This window comes from Sphingomonas quercus (assembly GCF_018863195.1).
Taxonomy (GTDB): Bacteria; Pseudomonadota; Alphaproteobacteria; order Sphingomonadales; family Sphingomonadaceae; genus Solisphingomonas; species Solisphingomonas quercus.
The window spans coordinates 407,563-423,202 of record NZ_JAHKRT010000001.1; the positions used below are offsets into that span (position 1 = coordinate 407,563).

A 15,640-nucleotide genomic window follows, 5' to 3' on the forward strand; every position below is an offset into this window, starting at 1 on the left:
AGGCGCCCTCGCCTGCCCCTCCGTCATGCTGAACCCGGTTCAGCAGCCATGTCGCCACAAGCTCCGGAGTTCGCGGATGGATGGACCCCGGATCAAGTCCGGGGTGACGGCCAAGGGGCGGCTGTTGGCGGGCGGCTGGCTCACAATCCCCACCCCGCCACCAGAGAAAGTATCTCTGTACCCTCTCAAAAATTCCCTCGGTTGCGCAGCGGCGCGTCTGACGCCAAATGCGCGACCATGGCGACACTTCTCGATCCTCAGGCGCGCGGGCGCGTCATTCTGGTCGGTGCCGGCCCCGGTGATCCGGGGCTGCTGACGCTGCGTGCCGTGGAGGCGCTGCGCGAGGCCGACATCATCGTGCATGACGGGCTGATCGACATGCGCGTGCTGGATCACGCCCGGCCCGAGGCGCAGCGCATCAGCGTCGCCAAGACCCGCGCCCGCCACACCCTGCCGCAAGACGCGATCAACGCGCTGATCGTCGCCCATGTCCGCGCCGGCTCGATCGTCGTGCGGCTGAAGGGCGGCGATCCGTTCGTGTTCGGGCGCGGCGGCGAAGAGGTCGAGGCAGTGCGCGAGGCCGGCCTCAAGGTGGAGGTGATCCCCGGGGTGTCGGCAGCGCTCGGCTGCGCGGCCGAGGCGATGCTGCCGCTCACCCATCGCGACTGGTCGTCGGCGGTGAGCTTCGTCGCGGGCCAGTGCAAGGGCCTGTCGGAGCAGGACTGGTCCGGCCTTGCCGGCAAGGGCCGCACGCTCGTCATCTACATGGGCGTCGCCAATGCCACCGCGATCGCCGACAAGCTGATGGCCGACGGCGCAGCGCCGTCGCTACCCGTCGCCGTGCTGGAGCGCGGCACGCTGCCCGAGGCGCGGGCGATGCGGACGATTTTGGCCGATCTGGGGGACATGGTGCGGCGTGAGAAGGTGTTGAGCCCGGCGATCATCGTCGTCGGCGAAGTGGTGCTGCTGTCTGACGCGGAGAACCGGCTGGCGAGCCTCGCCGCCCGCGCGGAGGCCTTGCAGGCATGAGGATCCTCACCGGCAATGACCTGGTCACCGGGCAGGTGACGTGGTGGACCGGCGAGGGCTGGTCGCTGCATGTCGACGAGGCGACCGACGTCGCCGACAAGGCCGACGCGATCCTCGCCGTCGAGCAGGCGGCGCGGCGCGTCAACGGCGCCTACGCCATCGACGCCACCCGCGAGGGCGGCCATGTCCGTCCCGATCATATCAAGGACCGCATCCGCGCCATCGGGCCGACCGTCCGGCCCGACCTTGCCCTTGCCCCCGCCGATCCGGCCGACCGCGACTGGGTGATCTGATGTACCGTTATGATGATTTCGACCACGGCATGGTCGCCGCCCGCGTCGACGAGTTTCGCGAGCAGGTGGAGCGCCGCCTGTCCGGCGCGCTGACCGAGGACCAGTTCAAGCCGCTCCGGCTGATGAACGGCCTCTATTTGCAGCTCCATGCCTATATGTATCGCATCGCCGTTCCCTATGGCACGATGAGCGCACGGCAGCTGCGCAAGCTGGCCCATATCGCGCGCACCTATGATCGCGGCTACGGCCATTTCACGACGCGCCAGAACATCCAGTTCAACTGGATCGAGCTGAAGAACGCGCCGGACATCATGGCCGAGCTTGCCTCGGTCGAGATGCATTCCATCCAGACCAGCGGCAATTGCATCCGCAACACCACGTCCGATCAATATGCCGGCGCCGCCGCCGACGAGATGACGGACCCGCGCCCCTGGGCGGAACTGCTCCGCCAGTGGAGCACCTTCCATCCCGAGTTCAGCTATCTTCCGCGCAAGTTCAAGGTCGCGGTGATCGCCAGCGCCGAGGATCGGGCGGCCATGCGGCTGCACGATATCGGCGTCGAGATCGTCCGCAACGAGGCCGGCGAACTCGGCTTCAAGGTGTTCGTGGGCGGCGGCATGGGGCGCACGCCGATGGTCGCGCCGCTGATCCGCGAATTCCTGCCGGCCGCGAATTTCATCAGCTATCTGGAGGCGTGCCTGCGCGTCTACAATCGCTATGGCCGGCGCGACAACATGTTCAAGGCGCGCATCAAGATCCTCGTCCACGAGATCGGCGCGGCGGAATATGCCCGCCAGGTGGAAGAGGAATGGGCGCATGTGAAGACGCTCGGCCTCGATCCGCCGGCAGAGGAATTCGAGCGCATCGCCGTGCAGTTCGCCCCCCCGCCCCTCGACCCGGAGGCGCCGGACGAACTGGACCTTGGCGATCCGGATTTTCGCGTCTGGGTCGATCAGAACATCGTCGCCCACAAGGCGAAGGGCCATGCCATCGTCACGATCAGCCTGAAGCCGATCGGCGGCATTCCCGGCGATTGCTCGGCCGACCAGATGGACCTGATCGCCGACCTCGCCGAGCGCTACAGCCATGACGAGCTGCGCGTCACCCATGCGCAGAACCTCGTCCTGCCGCATGTCGCCAAGCGCGATCTCTACACGATCTGGCAGGCGCTAGACGCGGCCGGCCTCGCCACGCCCAATCTCGATCTGATCAGCGACATCATCGCGTGCCCCGGCCTCGATTATTGCGCGCTGGCCAATGCCCGCTCGATCCCGGTGGCCCAGAAGATCGCCGAGCGTTTCTCCAGCCTCGAGCGGCAGCGCGACGTCGGCGAATTGAAGCTCAAGATTTCCGGCTGCATCAACGCCTGCGGCCATCATCATGCCGGCCATATCGGCATCCTCGGCGTCGACAAGAAAGGCGAGGAGAATTACCAGCTCTCGTTCGGCGGGTCGGGCGCGGAAGATGCCAGCGTCGCCAAGATCATCGGTCCCGGCTTCTCCGAGGACGGGGTGGTAGATGCCGTCGAGAAGGCGGTGGAGACCTATCAGGCGCTGCGCGATCCGGGCGAGCGCTTCCTCGACACCTATCGCCGGGTCGGCCTCCAGCCTTTCAAGGAAGCCATTTATGGGTGACGCCCTGCGTTTTCGCGACGACGAGCCGCATGAGGAGCCGGCCGTCACGCTCGACAGCTTCCTCGGCCAGTCCAATGCCACCGCCGTCCGCCTCGAATCGGACGAGGACGCGCGCCTGCTGCTGCCCTATCTGGACCGGCTGGCGCTGGTCGAGGTGGCGTTCCCGACGTTCCGCGACGGGCGCGGCTATTCCGCGGCGAGCATCCTGCGCGAGGCCGGCTACAAGGGCGAGCTTCGCGCGCAGGGCGATGTGCTGGTCGATCAGATCGCCCATATGCGCCGCTGCGGCTTCGACAGCTTCGCGCCCGAGGCGCCGCTCGACATGGCGGCGGTGGAGCGGGCGTTGACCCGTTATCCCGCCCGCTACCAGCCCGCCGCCGACGGCACGGCCCCGATCTGGGCGCGCCGCCGTGGCTGAGCCCGCCCGCACCCTCGACATGATCGACGTCACGCCGGCCTTCACCCAGGCCGATGCGGACGCCTTCAACGCGCGCTATACCGGCATGCCGACGGAAGACATGCTGGCGGAGCTGCTCGCCGGGCCGCTCAAGGACCGGGTGGCCGCGGTGTCGTCCTTCGGCTCGGAATCGGCGGTGTTGCTGCACATGATCGCGAGCGTCGATCGCGACGTGCCCGTGATCTTCACCAACACCCAGAAGATGTTCGGCGAGACGCTGGCCTATCGCGACGAGCTCGCCGAACGGCTGGGCTTCACGGACCTGCGCGTCTATCGCCCCGATCCGCGCATCCTTGCGGCCAGGGACGACAAGGGACTGCGCTGGTCCTATGATCCGGACGGCTGCTGCGAGATCCGCAAGGTGGAGCCGCTGCGCCGGGCGCTGGTGCCGTTCGATGCGTGGATTTCCGGCCGCAAGGGCTTTCAGGCGAACACCCGCAAGGCGCTGCCGCTGTTCGAGATGGACGAGGGCCGGCTCAAGCTCAATCCGCTCGCCGGCTGGGACAAGACCGCGCTCGAAGGCTATTTCGAGGCGCACAAGCTGCCCCGCCACCCGCTGGAGGCCGAAGGCTACCCCTCGATCGGCTGCGCGCCCTGCACGTCAAAAGTGCTGCCCGGCGAAGACCCGCGCGCCGGCCGCTGGCGGGGCTGGGACAAGGTCGAGTGCGGCATCCATGTGACCCCGAAGCCGGGCGAAGAGCCGGCGTTCTGACACGACGGGGCGCCGGTCGGCGCCCCTCTTTGTCGCCACATTTCCGATCGATTTGCATCGTGATGCAATCAGGTCACAATCGGGCAAGTTCCGTTTTTGCATATTGCGGACTCTTCCGCGTTGGGTTAGCTATTCCCCTGCGACACAGTCGGGCCAAATGGTTTCCGTAACGTTTATCGTCATTGCAACGATACCGCTGCAGTTCCGCAGCATGTCGCGAAACAACAAGCACGGTCAAAGGGGATAAGCCCAAGGCGATCCGGTGACGGACGTACTTGGTGCACTCCACGATCTGGGGGGATATCATGAAATCTTTTGCGCTCTCTTCGCGCATGGCGATCGCTGTTGCCATGCTGGCAGCTGGCACGGCCGCGCGCGCCCAACAAGCAGCCGACGTCGAACCGCAGCAGGACATCATCGTCACCGGTACGCGCACCACCGGCATGGGTGCCGCGGACAGCCCGGCGCCGATCCAGCTGCTCGGTGGCGATCTCCTGGCCCGCACAGCCCAGCCGGATCTGGTGCAGACACTTGCGCAGAACCTGCCATCCGTGCAGGCCCAGTCCTTCGGCACCGACCTGCAGCAGGTGAACCTGTCCTTCCGCTTGCGCGGCCTTAGCCCGAACCACACCCTGGTCCTCGTGAACGGCAAGCGCCGCCACGGCACGGCAAACGTCTCGGTTGCTGGTGGCGTCTTCGGCGGTGCCGCCGCGCCCGACATGAGCTTCGTGCCTTCCGTTTCAATTGATCATGTGGAAGTGCTGCAGGACGGAGCCGCGGCGCAGTACGGCACAGACGCCATCGCCGGCGTCATCAACATCATTCAGAAGAAGGCCAATCACGGCGGCTCGTTCACCGTCGACGGCGGCCAGTATTTCGATCAGAGCAAGGATGGTTCCTGCCCCGGCGGCCTCGTCGATCATTGCATGCAGACAGGCGGAAAGTCCTGGAGCATCAGCGGGAATATCGGCATCGAGCCGTTTGAAGGCGCCTATCTGAATTTGTCTGCGGAGCGGCGGCACAAGGGTCGGAGCGTTCGCACCCACTACAACGCCCAATATTACCAGACCGGCCCGGCCAATACGACCGCTGCCGGCAACCTCGCCCTGTATCCGGATTATCTCAACAATCCTGATTATCCCTATGTGGATCAACGTCAGGGCGATCCGGAAATGGATCTCGCCAACGTGGCCTATAATGCCGGCTATGAATTCGGCGATTTCGAGATCTACAGTTTCGGCAGCTACGGGCACAAGAACGCCCGGACGCTGCAGGTGGCCCGTCCTCCGGCCAACATCTATTGCGTCGTCGGCAGTTCCGCCGGCTGCGCGGGCGATGTCGAGGGCGGTTACTATATGAACACCGGCGCGGTGACCGTCGACGGCGTCACCTATCCGGCTGGCCCGGCAAGCGGCGCCGCCATCGTCTCCGGCCGGACGCGAATGCTGTTCGCCCCGCAGGGCTTCGAGCCGGAGCAGGTTACCTCCGAGACCGACTACGCCTTTACCGGCGGCTTCAGCGGCGCGTTCGGCGACACGCACTTCGACCTCGCCACTACCTATGGCCGCGACCGCTATGATCTGAGCGTGGCGAATTCGGCCAATGGCACGCTCTATGCCAATACCGGCGCCACGCCGACAAACATCTACATCGGCAATCTGAAGGCCAGTCAGTGGAGCACCACGCTCGATCTGACCCATGAATTCGACATCGGCCTCGTCAACCCGGTAACCATCGCCTTCGGTATGGAATATCGCCACGAGACCTACGCCATCGGCGCGGGCGATCCGATGTCCTATTATGGCGGCGGGGCACAATCCTTCTACGGCTGGACTCCGGACAGCGCGGCATCGGGCCATGGCAAGCGCAATAACTTCTCCCAATATCTCGATATCAGCGTCAAGCCGACCGACAAGTGGATCGTCGACGGCGCAATTCGCCATGAACATTATAGCGACTTCGGCAACACCACCGTGTTCAAGCTGACCAGCCGCTATGATTTCTCCGATGCGATTGCCGTCCGTGGCACGGTTTCCACTGGCTTCCGTGCGCCCACATTGGCCGAGGAATATTATTCCGGCATCAACGTCAGCACCAATTATCTGGCAGGCATATTCCCCGCCAATGGCGACATTATTTCGAACCTGGGCTTCGGCAACCTGAAGCCGGAGAAATCAACGAATTTCAGCCTTGGCCTGGTGCTGAAGCCGATCGATCGTTTGTCGATCACGGTCGACGCCTACATGATCAAGCTGCGTGATCGCATCATGATGACGCCGACCTTCTACGGATATCGGGGCAATTATTGCCCGCCAGCGAATGTCGTCCAGAACAGCAATCCCAATGATGCACGGACACTGGGGAGCACCCCGACGTCGCCGACCACCCTGTCCTGCAACGTCGCGGCGGCCATTGGCACCTACACCTCGCAGCAGGTCACCGACGACAATTATTTCATCAACAACCAGAAGCCGATCTATGACGTCATGACCTCGGTCGTGAGCGATATTCCGGCTGCGGTGCTCTATCTGAACGCAGACCCCGCCAATGGCCGCGAACTTAGCGGCGGCTACCTGTCGGTACAGTCGTTCGCAAACGCTCTCTCCGTGCGTACCAAGGGCATCGACATTCAGGCCAACTACCGCAGCGACTTCGGTCCGGTGCGCGTCAACTGGAACCTGTCGATGAACTATAACAAGAACAAGATCACCAAGGTGAATCCGCTTCCGGATGGCTTCTATATTTCGGAGATCCAGCCGAACCTGACCACGCTTTACGCGACGGATACCGGCTTCGACAGTTATCCGACTGAGCATGACAGCCCGCACATTCGCATAACGGCGGGCGCCAACGCGACATGGAACAAGCTTAGCGTGGGGCTGCGTGGCAGCTATTATGGCTCCACCTGGTCATCCGCGACGCAGTCCACCGGTTCGATCAACGACGACGGCAGCGTTGTTGGAAGTTGCTCGACCTGTGTCGCGCCCCTGATCTACAAGCAGCGCATCAACGCTGCCTTCCTTGCCGACCTCGACATCAGCTATCAGCTCACCGACTTCCTCAGGCTGACGATTGGCGCGAACAACCTGTTCAATCATTATCCGAACGGGGTGAGCTGGCAGTATAACCAGGAGGTGAAGGAGCGGATCGGCAACGGTAGCAACCTCACCGGCCCCTACCAGAACGGTTCGCCCTATGGTTATAATGGCGGCTATTATTATGCCAGGGTCGGCTTCAAGTTTTAAGGGGGTGTAATGTCGGAGGACATCGGGCTTGCGCGCAGACAACTGCTCACAGGCTCGATAGCCCTCAGCGGGCTGAGCCTCGCCGGATGCACGACCGGGCTTGCGAGAAGCGGGCCCGGTCGTACGCCGTCTGGGCCGATGCTCGCCCCGATGCGCGTCTCGCCGAACGAGTTGGTCGACGTGAAATGCTGCATCCGGCCATTCCGCGCGCAGGGCTGCCGGCTGGACGCCGAGCAGCTCGGCGACACGCTGGTCATCCATAATTACGGCCATGGCGGCAGCGGCTGGTCGCTGTCTTGGGGATCGGCGGAGATCGCGGTCGGCAAGGCGATGTCGGTCCTGCCGAGGGATATCGCCGTGGTCGGCTGCGGCATCGTCGGGTTGACCGCAGCGGTAGTCGCGCAGCGCGCAGGGCTCAACGTCACCATCTACGCACGCGAGATGTTCTCCCGCACGCGATCGGTGCGGGCGTTTGGCGCGTGGACGCCGTCGTCGCGCATCGCGCTCACCGAGCCGGCCGGGCCGGCCTTCGCCGCCCTGTGGGAGCAGATGGCGCGCATTTCCTGGCGCTATTTCCGTGCCTGTCTCGGCCTGCCGGGGCAGCCGGTCGAGTTCATCGACAGCTACAGCCTCTCGGACACGCCGCCCCGCAATCGGGAGCACGCACCGGCGACGAGCAGCTTCGCTGCCACCGGCGTGCCGCAGAGCGAAGGCGAGTTCGCCGAATATGATTCGCTGGTCAGGGATATCGTCCCCTCCTCGACCAACCTTGCGGCCGGCGAGAACCCGTTCGGCACGGCCTATGCCAGGCGGCGAAGCCAGATGCATTTCAACTTCACCGGCTATGGCCATATGCTGCTGAGCGAGTTCTTCGCGATGGGCGGGAAATTTCAGAACCGCGATTTCCATTCGCCGGCGGATATCGCCGCACTGCCGGAGAAGGTGGTGATCAACTGCCCCGGCTATGCCGCGCGCGACCTGTGGCGCGACCAGACGATCATTCCGGTGCGCGGCCAGACCGGCTGGCTGATCCCCCAGCCCGAGGCGCATTACGGGCTCGGCTATGGCGGCGTGTCGCTGCTGTCGAAGAGCGACGGGGTGATGGTGATGCACACCGACAGCACGCTCGGTGACATGGAAGGGGTCGGCAACAGCATGGAGCTGCCCGACCGCAGCAATATCGAGGCGGGACTGGCGATCGTCGCGCCGCTGTTCGCGCGCATGGCGGGAGGCCGGGCGTGAGCCGCCTTGTCGCCCTCGTCTGCCTGCCGCCGGCGCTGGCGCTCGCCGTCGCCGCGCCCGGCCAGCGGCCCGCCGCCAGCACCGCGACCGGCGTCTATAGCGAAGCGCAGGCGGCGCAGGGCGCGATGCTCTACAAGGACGCCTGCGCGGCCTGCCATGGCGAGACGCTGGCGGGCACCTATGAGATCCCCGCCCTTACCGGCCGTTTCCTGCGCAACTGGTCGAACGGATCGGTGGGCACGCTGTTCGATTATATCGGCCGAGCGATGCCGCAAATGGCGCCGGGGTCACTGACGCCGGAGGACAATGCCCGCATCGTCGCCTATCTGCTCAAGGCGAACGGGATGCCGGCGGGCGCGCAGCCCCTGCCGGCGGATCAGGGCGCGCTGGACCGGATCGCGTTTGCCCCGCGTTAACAATGGCCTCGAATCTTGTTCAAGATCAAAGGTTTCACGATACGCCCGATGATATCTGTCCATTCTGACCGGACCAGATTCTGAGGGAATGACTATGCCGAACATGCGACCATTGGTGGGCGCCATCATCCTGGCGGTGGCGATGGGGGGCGGAAGCCTTGCCCCCGCAGCGGCGCCATCGGCCGCGCGGCCCGATCCCCGGATCACCCGGGCGTGGCTGACGGGCGGGTGGAGCTATGAGGGCGGGTGCGAGAATGATCAGGGCGTGGCCTTTGCGGCGGACGGCAAGGTGCAGGATGTCGACGGCCATGGAAGCTGGAGCCTGCGCGGCGACGTCGTCACGCTGACGATCCGCGAAGTCATCGAAACCGACGAAGGCGCCCCGGTGCGCCTTCCCACGCCGCAGGTCGTGCAACATAAGGTCCGCTGGCTGGGGCCGAAGGCAGCGATGCTGGGAGACGACAAGATCGTCAAATGCCAGTGACGCGCCCCGGCGGCCCGCCGGACCGGGGCCCGCCCTACTGAAACCGCTCTGGCTGATAGACGTCGTCCGCGAAGTCGCTGAACTTGGTGATTCGGCTGTCGAAGCGAAGCTTGACCTTGCCGGTGGCGCCATGGCGCTGCTTGGCGACGATCACTTCGGCCATGCCCGACACGCGCTGCATGTCCCGGCCCCATTCGTCATAGGCGTCGTGGACCTTGGCGTCGTCTTCCGGCATCGGGCGCTTGGGCTCGCGGGCGGCGACGTAATAATCCTCGCGATAGACGAACAGCACGATATCGGCGTCCTGCTCGATTGAGCCGGATTCGCGCAGGTCCGACAGCTGCGGCTTCTTGTCCTCGCGCTGCTCGACCGCACGGCTGAGCTGGGACAGCGCCAGCACCGGCACGTTCAGCTCCTTGGCGAGCTGCTTGAGGCCGCGGCTGATCTCCGAGATTTCCTGCACGCGATTGGATTCGGACGATTTGCCCGAGCCCGACAGCAGCTGAAGATAGTCGATGACGATGAAGCCGATGCCGCGCTGCCGCTTCAGCCGGCGGGCGCGGGTGCGCAGCGCAGCGATGGTCAGGCCGGGGGTGTCGTCGATATAGAGCGGCAGCTCCTCCAGCTCCGCGGCGGCACGGGCGAGGTTGCGAAACTCCTGCTGGCTGATCTTGCCCATGCGCAGGTTTTCGGAGCTGATCCCCGATTGTTCGGAAAGGATGCGGGTGGCGAGCTGATCGGCTGACATTTCGAGGCTGAAAAAGGCGACCGCCGCGCCCACCGACCGCTTCTCCTCGATGCCGTCCTCCTTGTCGCGGAGATAGCGGCGCGCCGCGTTGAAGGCGATGTTGGTGGCAAGGCTGGTCTTGCCCATGCCGGGACGGCCGGCGAGGATCAGCAGATCGGAGTGATGCAGGCCGCCGATCTTGGCATTGAGCCCCTCCAGCCCGGTGGTGACGCCAGAAAGATGGCCGCCGGAGTTGAGCGCCTTCTCGGCCATTTCCAGGGCGAGACGGGTGGCGATGCCGAAGCTCTTGGTTCCGCCGCTCTCGCCGCCCTGCTCGGCGACCTGATAGAGCGCCACCTCGGCGGCCTCGATCTGGGTCTTGGGATCGACGGATTCGGAGGTGTCGGTGGCATTCTCGACCATCTGCCGCCCGACGCCGATGAGGGCGCGGAGCAAGGCGAGATCGTAGATCTGCTGGGCGAAATCGCGCGCGCCGATCAGCGCCGCGCCAGAACCGGTGAGCTGCGCCAGATAGGCCGGGCCGCCGAGCGTCTTCAGCGCTTCGTCCGCCTCGAACATCGGCTTCAGCGTCACCGGGTTGGCGACCATGTTCTTGTCGACCAGCCGGAGGATCGCCTCGTAGATGCGGCCGTGCAGCGGCTCGTGGAAATGATCGACCTTGAGCTTGACCTGCACGTCCTCGACGACGCGATTGTCGATGAGAAGCGCGCCGAGCAGCGCCGCCTCGGCCTCGACATTGGCGGGAATGGAGGTCGCTTCCGCGTGGGGCGCGGACATGAGTCGCATCGGTTCGGCCATGGCGCAGGGTTTGGCACAGCCGCCCCCCGCCCGCCACCCCGCGCTGCGGCCGGCGCCCGCCAAACCGGGGCGGAGCCACCCGCGGCCCGGCGCGTTTTGCCTTTCGCACTCGCAGCATATAAAAGGCGCCGGATGGGTGATCCGCGTATCATCGACATCGAGCTGGACGCCGACACGATCATGTGGCGCAGCGACGAGGTGGAGCAGGAACGGCGCGTTGCCGTGACCGATCTGCTCGCCGCGAATTATTTCGCGCCCGAGCGCGCCTATCCGCAAGGCTATGATGGACCGTTCCGGGTAGCCCTGAGCGTGGCCGAGGGGCGGCTGGCGATCGACGTCGCCGCGCGGGACGGCGCGCCACTGGAGACGCTGGTGCTGTCGCTGACCCGGTTCCGCCGGCTGATCAAAGATTATTTCGCGATCTGCGACAGCTATTTCCGCGCCGTGCGGCAGGCATCGACCCAGCAGATCGAGACGATCGACATGGCCCGGCGCGGTGTCCACAACAGCGCGGCGGAGCTGCTGCGCGAGTGCCTGGCGGGCAAGATCGCCGTCGATTTCGACACGGCGCGGCGACTCTTCACTCTCATCTGCGTGCTGCATATACGCGGCTGATATGGAGATACCGATCGAGGACGTCGCAGCCCGGGTGCTGATCGATGCCGCGCGCGAGGCGGCCCGCCACGCCCACGCCCCTTATTCCCGGTTCGCGGTCGGCGCGGCGCTGTTGATGACGGACGGGGAGATCATCACCGGCACCAATTTCGAGAATGCCAGCTATGGCCTGTCCCTCTGCGCCGAGACGGTGGCGCTGGCGACGGCCAATGCCCGGGGCCGGCTGCGCGATGTGGTGGCGGTGGGCGTGGTCGGCGGGCTCATGGACGCCGGCGGGCGGATGGGCGGCGACGTGGTGGTGCGCCCGTGCGGACGCTGTCGGCAAGTGCTCAACGAGGCGGCGCAGCTCGGCGGGCGCGACATCGCCGTCCATTGCGGCGCGGCGCAGGGCGACGCGATCTCCCACCATCGCCTGTCGGAACTGCTGCCGATGGCGTTCGGCCCCGGCGACCTCGGCATCGGCTGATTGCCAATCGGCGCAGGGAGCGGCTAGGCCGTGCCCCCAGGAGGAAGCCCGTCAATGTCGATCATGTCCGACCGCTGGATCCGTGCCCAGGCCGAGGCGCATGGCATGATCGAGCCCTTCGTTGAGAGCCAGCGGCGCGACGGCTGCATCAGCTACGGCCTTTCCTCCTACGGCTATGACGCGCGTGTGGCCGACGAGTTCAAGATCTTCACCAATGTCGATTCGGCGACGGTGGACCCGAAGAATTTCGCCGCGAACAGCTTCGTCGACCGCAAGACCGAGGTCTGCATCATTCCCCCGAACAGTTTCGCGTTGGCGCGCACCGTCGAATATTTCCGGGTGCCGCGCGACGTGCTGGTGATCTGCCTCGGCAAATCCACCTATGCGCGCTGCGGCATCATCGTGAACGTGACGCCGCTGGAACCCGGCTGGGAAGGCCACGTCACGCTCGAATTTTCGAATACCACGCCGCTGCCCGCCAAGGTCTATGCCAATGAAGGGGCGTGCCAATTCCTCTTCCTACAGGGCAATGAGCCGTGCGAGGTGAGCTACGCCGACCGGGCCGGCAAATATATGGGGCAACGTGGCGTAACGTTGCCGCGGCTCTAGAGTTCCCGCCCCTTTGGCTGATTTTTCTGCAATTTCCGTTGCGCGCATTGCATGCCGCATTGCGGTAGAATCCGACTATAGACCCGCCCAGGCACTGACGAGAACCTGAGGGAGGTCCCGGATGGCCAAGCTTGCGAGCCTGTTTGCGACGCTCGGAATTGGTACGGCCGTGATGCGGCCCGATCTGGCCCATCTGGCCTGGGTCGCGGTATTCGCATCGACGATGATGGCGACGGCGGCGATCGGCCGGCAACGCGCCTATCACGCGGGCAATCGCGTCATCAGCTGACGAAGGCGCCGGCATCACCCGCCGGAATAACGCGCCCGCTGCTCGGCTACCCGCGCGCGGGCCTGTTCCATTTCGTGCACCTCGGTCGCCTCGAAGAGCGATTCGAGCACATGGTTCATGTGATCCTGCATCGCCGCGCGAGCCCGATCGGGATCGCCGGTGCGCAATGCCTCGAGGATCACGGCATGTTCCTCGATGCGCGGGCGGACGCCGGCGGCATGAGCCTTGGCGGCAAGCAACTGATATTGCGGCGAGCGGGCGCGCGTGTCCCACAGCATCCTGACCGCGGCGACGAGGGCGCTATTCTCCGAGGCGCCGGCAACGAGCAGGTGAAAGCGCCGGTCGGCATCCTCCGACATCACCACGTCGCGCTCATTCTCGGCCTGCATCTCGGCAACGACACCGGCCAGATCGTCCAGCGTCTCCTGGCTGATGCGCTGGGCGGCAAGCGCGCAGGTCTCGCTCTCGATCGCGCGCCGCGCCTCGGTGAGTTCGAACGGACCGACATCGGTGGGCGCGGCCTTGCCGCCGCGCGGCTGGCATGCGACCACATAGACGCCCGAGCCGATACGCACCTCGACCAGCCCGTCCAGCTCGAGGGCGATGATCGCCTCGCGCACGGTCGGCCGCGACACGGCATAGTGGAGCGCGAGGTTGCGCTCGGCGGGCAGGCGCTGGCCGATCTCGTAATGTCCGGCGGCGATCGCCTCGGCGATATCGCGCGATACCCGTTCGTAGAGTCGCCCACCTTCGGCCTTGCCGTTCATTCCCGCTCCTCTTTGGTCAGACCAGTAGATTGACCGGCCTGACCAATTTCTGCAAGCAACAAGGTGCTTGCGCCCGGGCCGCTATCCTCTTTACCGCACGGGCGAGCAAGTTGGGGTAATGCGATGAGCGACACGCGTGACGGCCGGCCTGAGGATGAGCGACCGCAGGATCCGGACCGCCGGCTGTTGCTGGGCGGGCTGGCGGCGGCCGGCGTTGCCGCTGCCGTGGCGAGCGGCAGCGAGGCCAAGGCCCCGCCCCGCCAGACCGGACCCGGGAAGCCTGTCACCGATGCGGTGCTGCGCGCGCATATCGACACGGTCGTCGTGATCTTCGCCGAGAATCGCAGCTTCAATAATCTTTTCGCCGGCTTTCCGGGGCTGGAGCAGCCCTTGTCGGCGGTGCCGCCCGAGCGCTTCCTCCAGCGCGACCGCGACGGGCGGGTGCTGGATAAGCTGCCGAAGATCTGGGAAGGGCTGGTGCCGCAGGAGCAGGTGGTGGAGCACCGCACCTTCCGCATCGGGCCGGACGATCTCGCGCCGCTGCCCAACGCGCCCTTCGCGCTCAGCACGCCCGAGGGCGATCCCCTGCCCCATGGCGTGGTGACCCGCGACCTCATCCACGCCTTCTACAACAACCAGCTGCAGATCAATGGCGGCCGCAATGACGGGTTCGTCGCCTGGGGGGACAGCGGCGCGCTGGTGATGGGCCATTATGGGGATTGCTCGGCCAACCTCCGCCTGTGGCAGCTCGCCCGCGAATTCACGCTGTGCGACAATTTCTTCATGGGCGCGTTCGGCGGCTCCTTCCTCAACCACCAATATCTCGTTGCCGCCCAGCCGCCTTATTATCCGAATGCCGACAGGAGCCCTGCGCGCGACCGCGTCACTCAGCTGGACGATGCGAGCCCGCGCGGCATCCGCCCGAAGCTGCACAAGGACAGCCCGGCCAGCGCGATGGACGGCCCGCCGGCCTTCGTCCCGAACTCGATCACCCCCGATTTCTGGGCGGTGAACACGATGATGCCGCCCTATGCGCCGGCACCGAAGCTCGATCCGGCGCGCCCGGACCATGCGGATGCGACCAGCCCGGTCACCGTGCCGCCGCAGCGGCACAAGATGATCGGCGACGTGTTGAGCGCGCGCGGCGTCGACTGGGCCTGGTATGCCGGCGGGTGGGGCGAGACGCTGAAAGGCCTGAACACCGAGCGCGCCTTCCCCGCCCGGCCGAATTTCCAGTATCACCACCAGCCGCTCAATTACTTCGCGAGCCTCGCCCCCGGCACGGCGGCGCGCGATCGCCATCTGCGCGACGGCGGCGTCGGCGAGACGGCGCGGACCAACCTGTTCCTCGCCGATGTCGAGGCCGGCAAGCTGCCGCCGGTCACTTTCTACAAGCCGCAGGGCAATCTCAACATGCACGCCGGCTATTCCGACGTGGATGCCGGTGACCGGCATATCGCCGGCGTCGTCGACGCGCTGCGCAAGAGCCCGCAATGGGACAAGATGCTGATCGTCGTCACCTTCGATGAGAATGGCGGCTGGTGGGATCATGTCGCGCCGCCAAAGGGCGACCGCTGGGGGCCCGGCACGCGCGTCCCGGCGATCGTCATCTCGCCCCATGCGCGGCATGGCGAGGTCGATCACAGCATTTATGACACCGGGTCGATCGCCCGTTTCATCACCCGCCGGTTCGGCCTCGAACGGCTGCCCGGCCTGATCGAGCGCGAGCGGGCGATGGTCGCCGCCGGTGGCCCCGCCCCGGGCGATCTCACCAACGCGCTCCGTTTCGCCTGACCGACGATTGCCCGTCGCTCCGCGCGGGCATAGTCTTGGCCA

General features: G+C 65.7%; 16 protein-coding genes. 14 read left to right on the forward strand and 2 right to left on the reverse strand.

Annotated features, from left to right (window positions below):
• Positions 1–237: 237 nt before the first annotated feature.
• From cobA to KOF26_RS02095, 9 genes are all read left to right on the forward strand, one after another.
• The gene (gene cobA, locus KOF26_RS02055) at positions 238–1,029 is read left to right on the forward strand and encodes a uroporphyrinogen-III C-methyltransferase (RefSeq protein ID WP_216319168.1); all 792 of its coding nucleotides are present in this window, start codon (positions 238–240) and stop codon (positions 1,027–1,029) included.
• A complete protein-coding gene (locus KOF26_RS02060; RefSeq protein ID WP_216319171.1) occupies positions 1,026–1,322 on the forward strand; it encodes a DUF2849 domain-containing protein in 297 nt (98 codons plus the stop codon). The genes cobA and KOF26_RS02060 overlap by 4 nt, the downstream gene beginning before the upstream one ends.
• Entirely contained in the window at positions 1,322–2,956 is a 1,635-nt protein-coding gene (locus KOF26_RS02065) for a nitrite/sulfite reductase (RefSeq protein WP_216319173.1), read from the forward strand. Before KOF26_RS02060 ends, KOF26_RS02065 begins: the two co-directional genes overlap by 1 nt.
• Complete coding sequence (locus KOF26_RS02070) at positions 2,949–3,374, forward strand: DUF934 domain-containing protein (RefSeq protein WP_216319175.1); 426 nt, start codon at positions 2,949–2,951, stop codon at positions 3,372–3,374. Before KOF26_RS02065 ends, KOF26_RS02070 begins: the two co-directional genes overlap by 8 nt.
• Positions 3,367–4,125: a phosphoadenylyl-sulfate reductase gene (locus KOF26_RS02075; protein ID WP_216319177.1), complete on the forward strand. Its 759-nt coding sequence runs from the start codon at positions 3,367–3,369 to the stop codon at positions 4,123–4,125. The genes KOF26_RS02070 and KOF26_RS02075 overlap by 8 nt, the downstream gene beginning before the upstream one ends.
• Before the next feature lie 332 nt (positions 4,126–4,457).
• On the forward strand, positions 4,458–7,370 hold the full coding sequence (locus KOF26_RS02080; protein ID WP_253200954.1) for a TonB-dependent receptor plug domain-containing protein: 2,913 nt from the start codon (positions 4,458–4,460) through the stop codon (positions 7,368–7,370).
• 150 nt (positions 7,371–7,520) lie between these two features.
• Complete coding sequence (locus KOF26_RS02085; RefSeq protein ID WP_216319181.1) at positions 7,521–8,612, forward strand: FAD-dependent oxidoreductase; 1,092 nt, start codon at positions 7,521–7,523, stop codon at positions 8,610–8,612.
• Complete coding sequence (locus tag KOF26_RS02090; RefSeq protein ID WP_216319183.1) at positions 8,609–9,028, forward strand: c-type cytochrome; 420 nt, start codon at positions 8,609–8,611, stop codon at positions 9,026–9,028. Before KOF26_RS02085 ends, KOF26_RS02090 begins: the two co-directional genes overlap by 4 nt.
• A 115-nt stretch (positions 9,029–9,143) precedes the next feature.
• Complete coding sequence (locus tag KOF26_RS02095) at positions 9,144–9,512, forward strand: hypothetical protein (RefSeq protein ID WP_216319186.1); 369 nt, start codon at positions 9,144–9,146, stop codon at positions 9,510–9,512.
• Between the two features lie 34 nt (positions 9,513–9,546).
• Here the strand turns inward: KOF26_RS02095 and KOF26_RS02100 are convergent, their stop codons facing one another.
• Positions 9,547–11,058 (reverse strand): replicative DNA helicase, encoded by a 1,512-nt coding sequence (locus KOF26_RS02100; RefSeq protein ID WP_216319188.1) that lies wholly within the window; start codon positions 11,056–11,058, stop codon positions 9,547–9,549.
• Positions 11,059–11,190: 132 nt separating this feature from the next.
• Here KOF26_RS02100 and KOF26_RS02105 point away from each other — a divergent pair, with 132 nt between their 5' ends.
• The 4 genes from KOF26_RS02105 (at position 11,191) to KOF26_RS02120 (ending at position 13,037) form a co-directional block, all read left to right on the forward strand.
• On the forward strand, positions 11,191–11,673 hold the full coding sequence (locus tag KOF26_RS02105; RefSeq protein WP_216319191.1) for a UPF0262 family protein: 483 nt from the start codon (positions 11,191–11,193) through the stop codon (positions 11,671–11,673).
• Position 11,674: 1 nt separating this feature from the next.
• Positions 11,675–12,139 (forward strand): cytidine deaminase, encoded by a 465-nt coding sequence (locus KOF26_RS02110; RefSeq protein WP_216319194.1) that lies wholly within the window; start codon positions 11,675–11,677, stop codon positions 12,137–12,139.
• A 54-nt stretch (positions 12,140–12,193) separates the two neighbouring features.
• Positions 12,194–12,748: a dCTP deaminase gene (gene dcd / locus KOF26_RS02115; protein WP_216319197.1), complete on the forward strand. Its 555-nt coding sequence runs from the start codon at positions 12,194–12,196 to the stop codon at positions 12,746–12,748.
• A gap of 121 nt (positions 12,749–12,869) precedes the next feature.
• Positions 12,870–13,037 carry a hypothetical protein gene (locus KOF26_RS02120; protein WP_216319200.1) on the forward strand — a complete coding sequence of 56 codons (168 nt, stop codon included), beginning with the start codon at positions 12,870–12,872 and terminating at the stop codon, positions 13,035–13,037.
• 14 nt (positions 13,038–13,051) lie between these two features.
• Here the strand turns inward: KOF26_RS02120 and KOF26_RS02125 are convergent, their stop codons facing one another.
• Positions 13,052–13,804, reverse strand: a complete 753-nt coding sequence (locus KOF26_RS02125) for a FadR/GntR family transcriptional regulator (protein WP_216319203.1) — start codon at positions 13,802–13,804, stop codon at positions 13,052–13,054.
• 123 nt (positions 13,805–13,927) lie between these two features.
• Here KOF26_RS02125 and acpA point away from each other — a divergent pair, with 123 nt between their 5' ends.
• Entirely contained in the window at positions 13,928–15,598 is a 1,671-nt protein-coding gene (gene acpA / locus KOF26_RS02130; protein WP_216319206.1) for an acid phosphatase, read from the forward strand.
• Positions 15,599–15,640 lie beyond the last annotated feature (42 nt).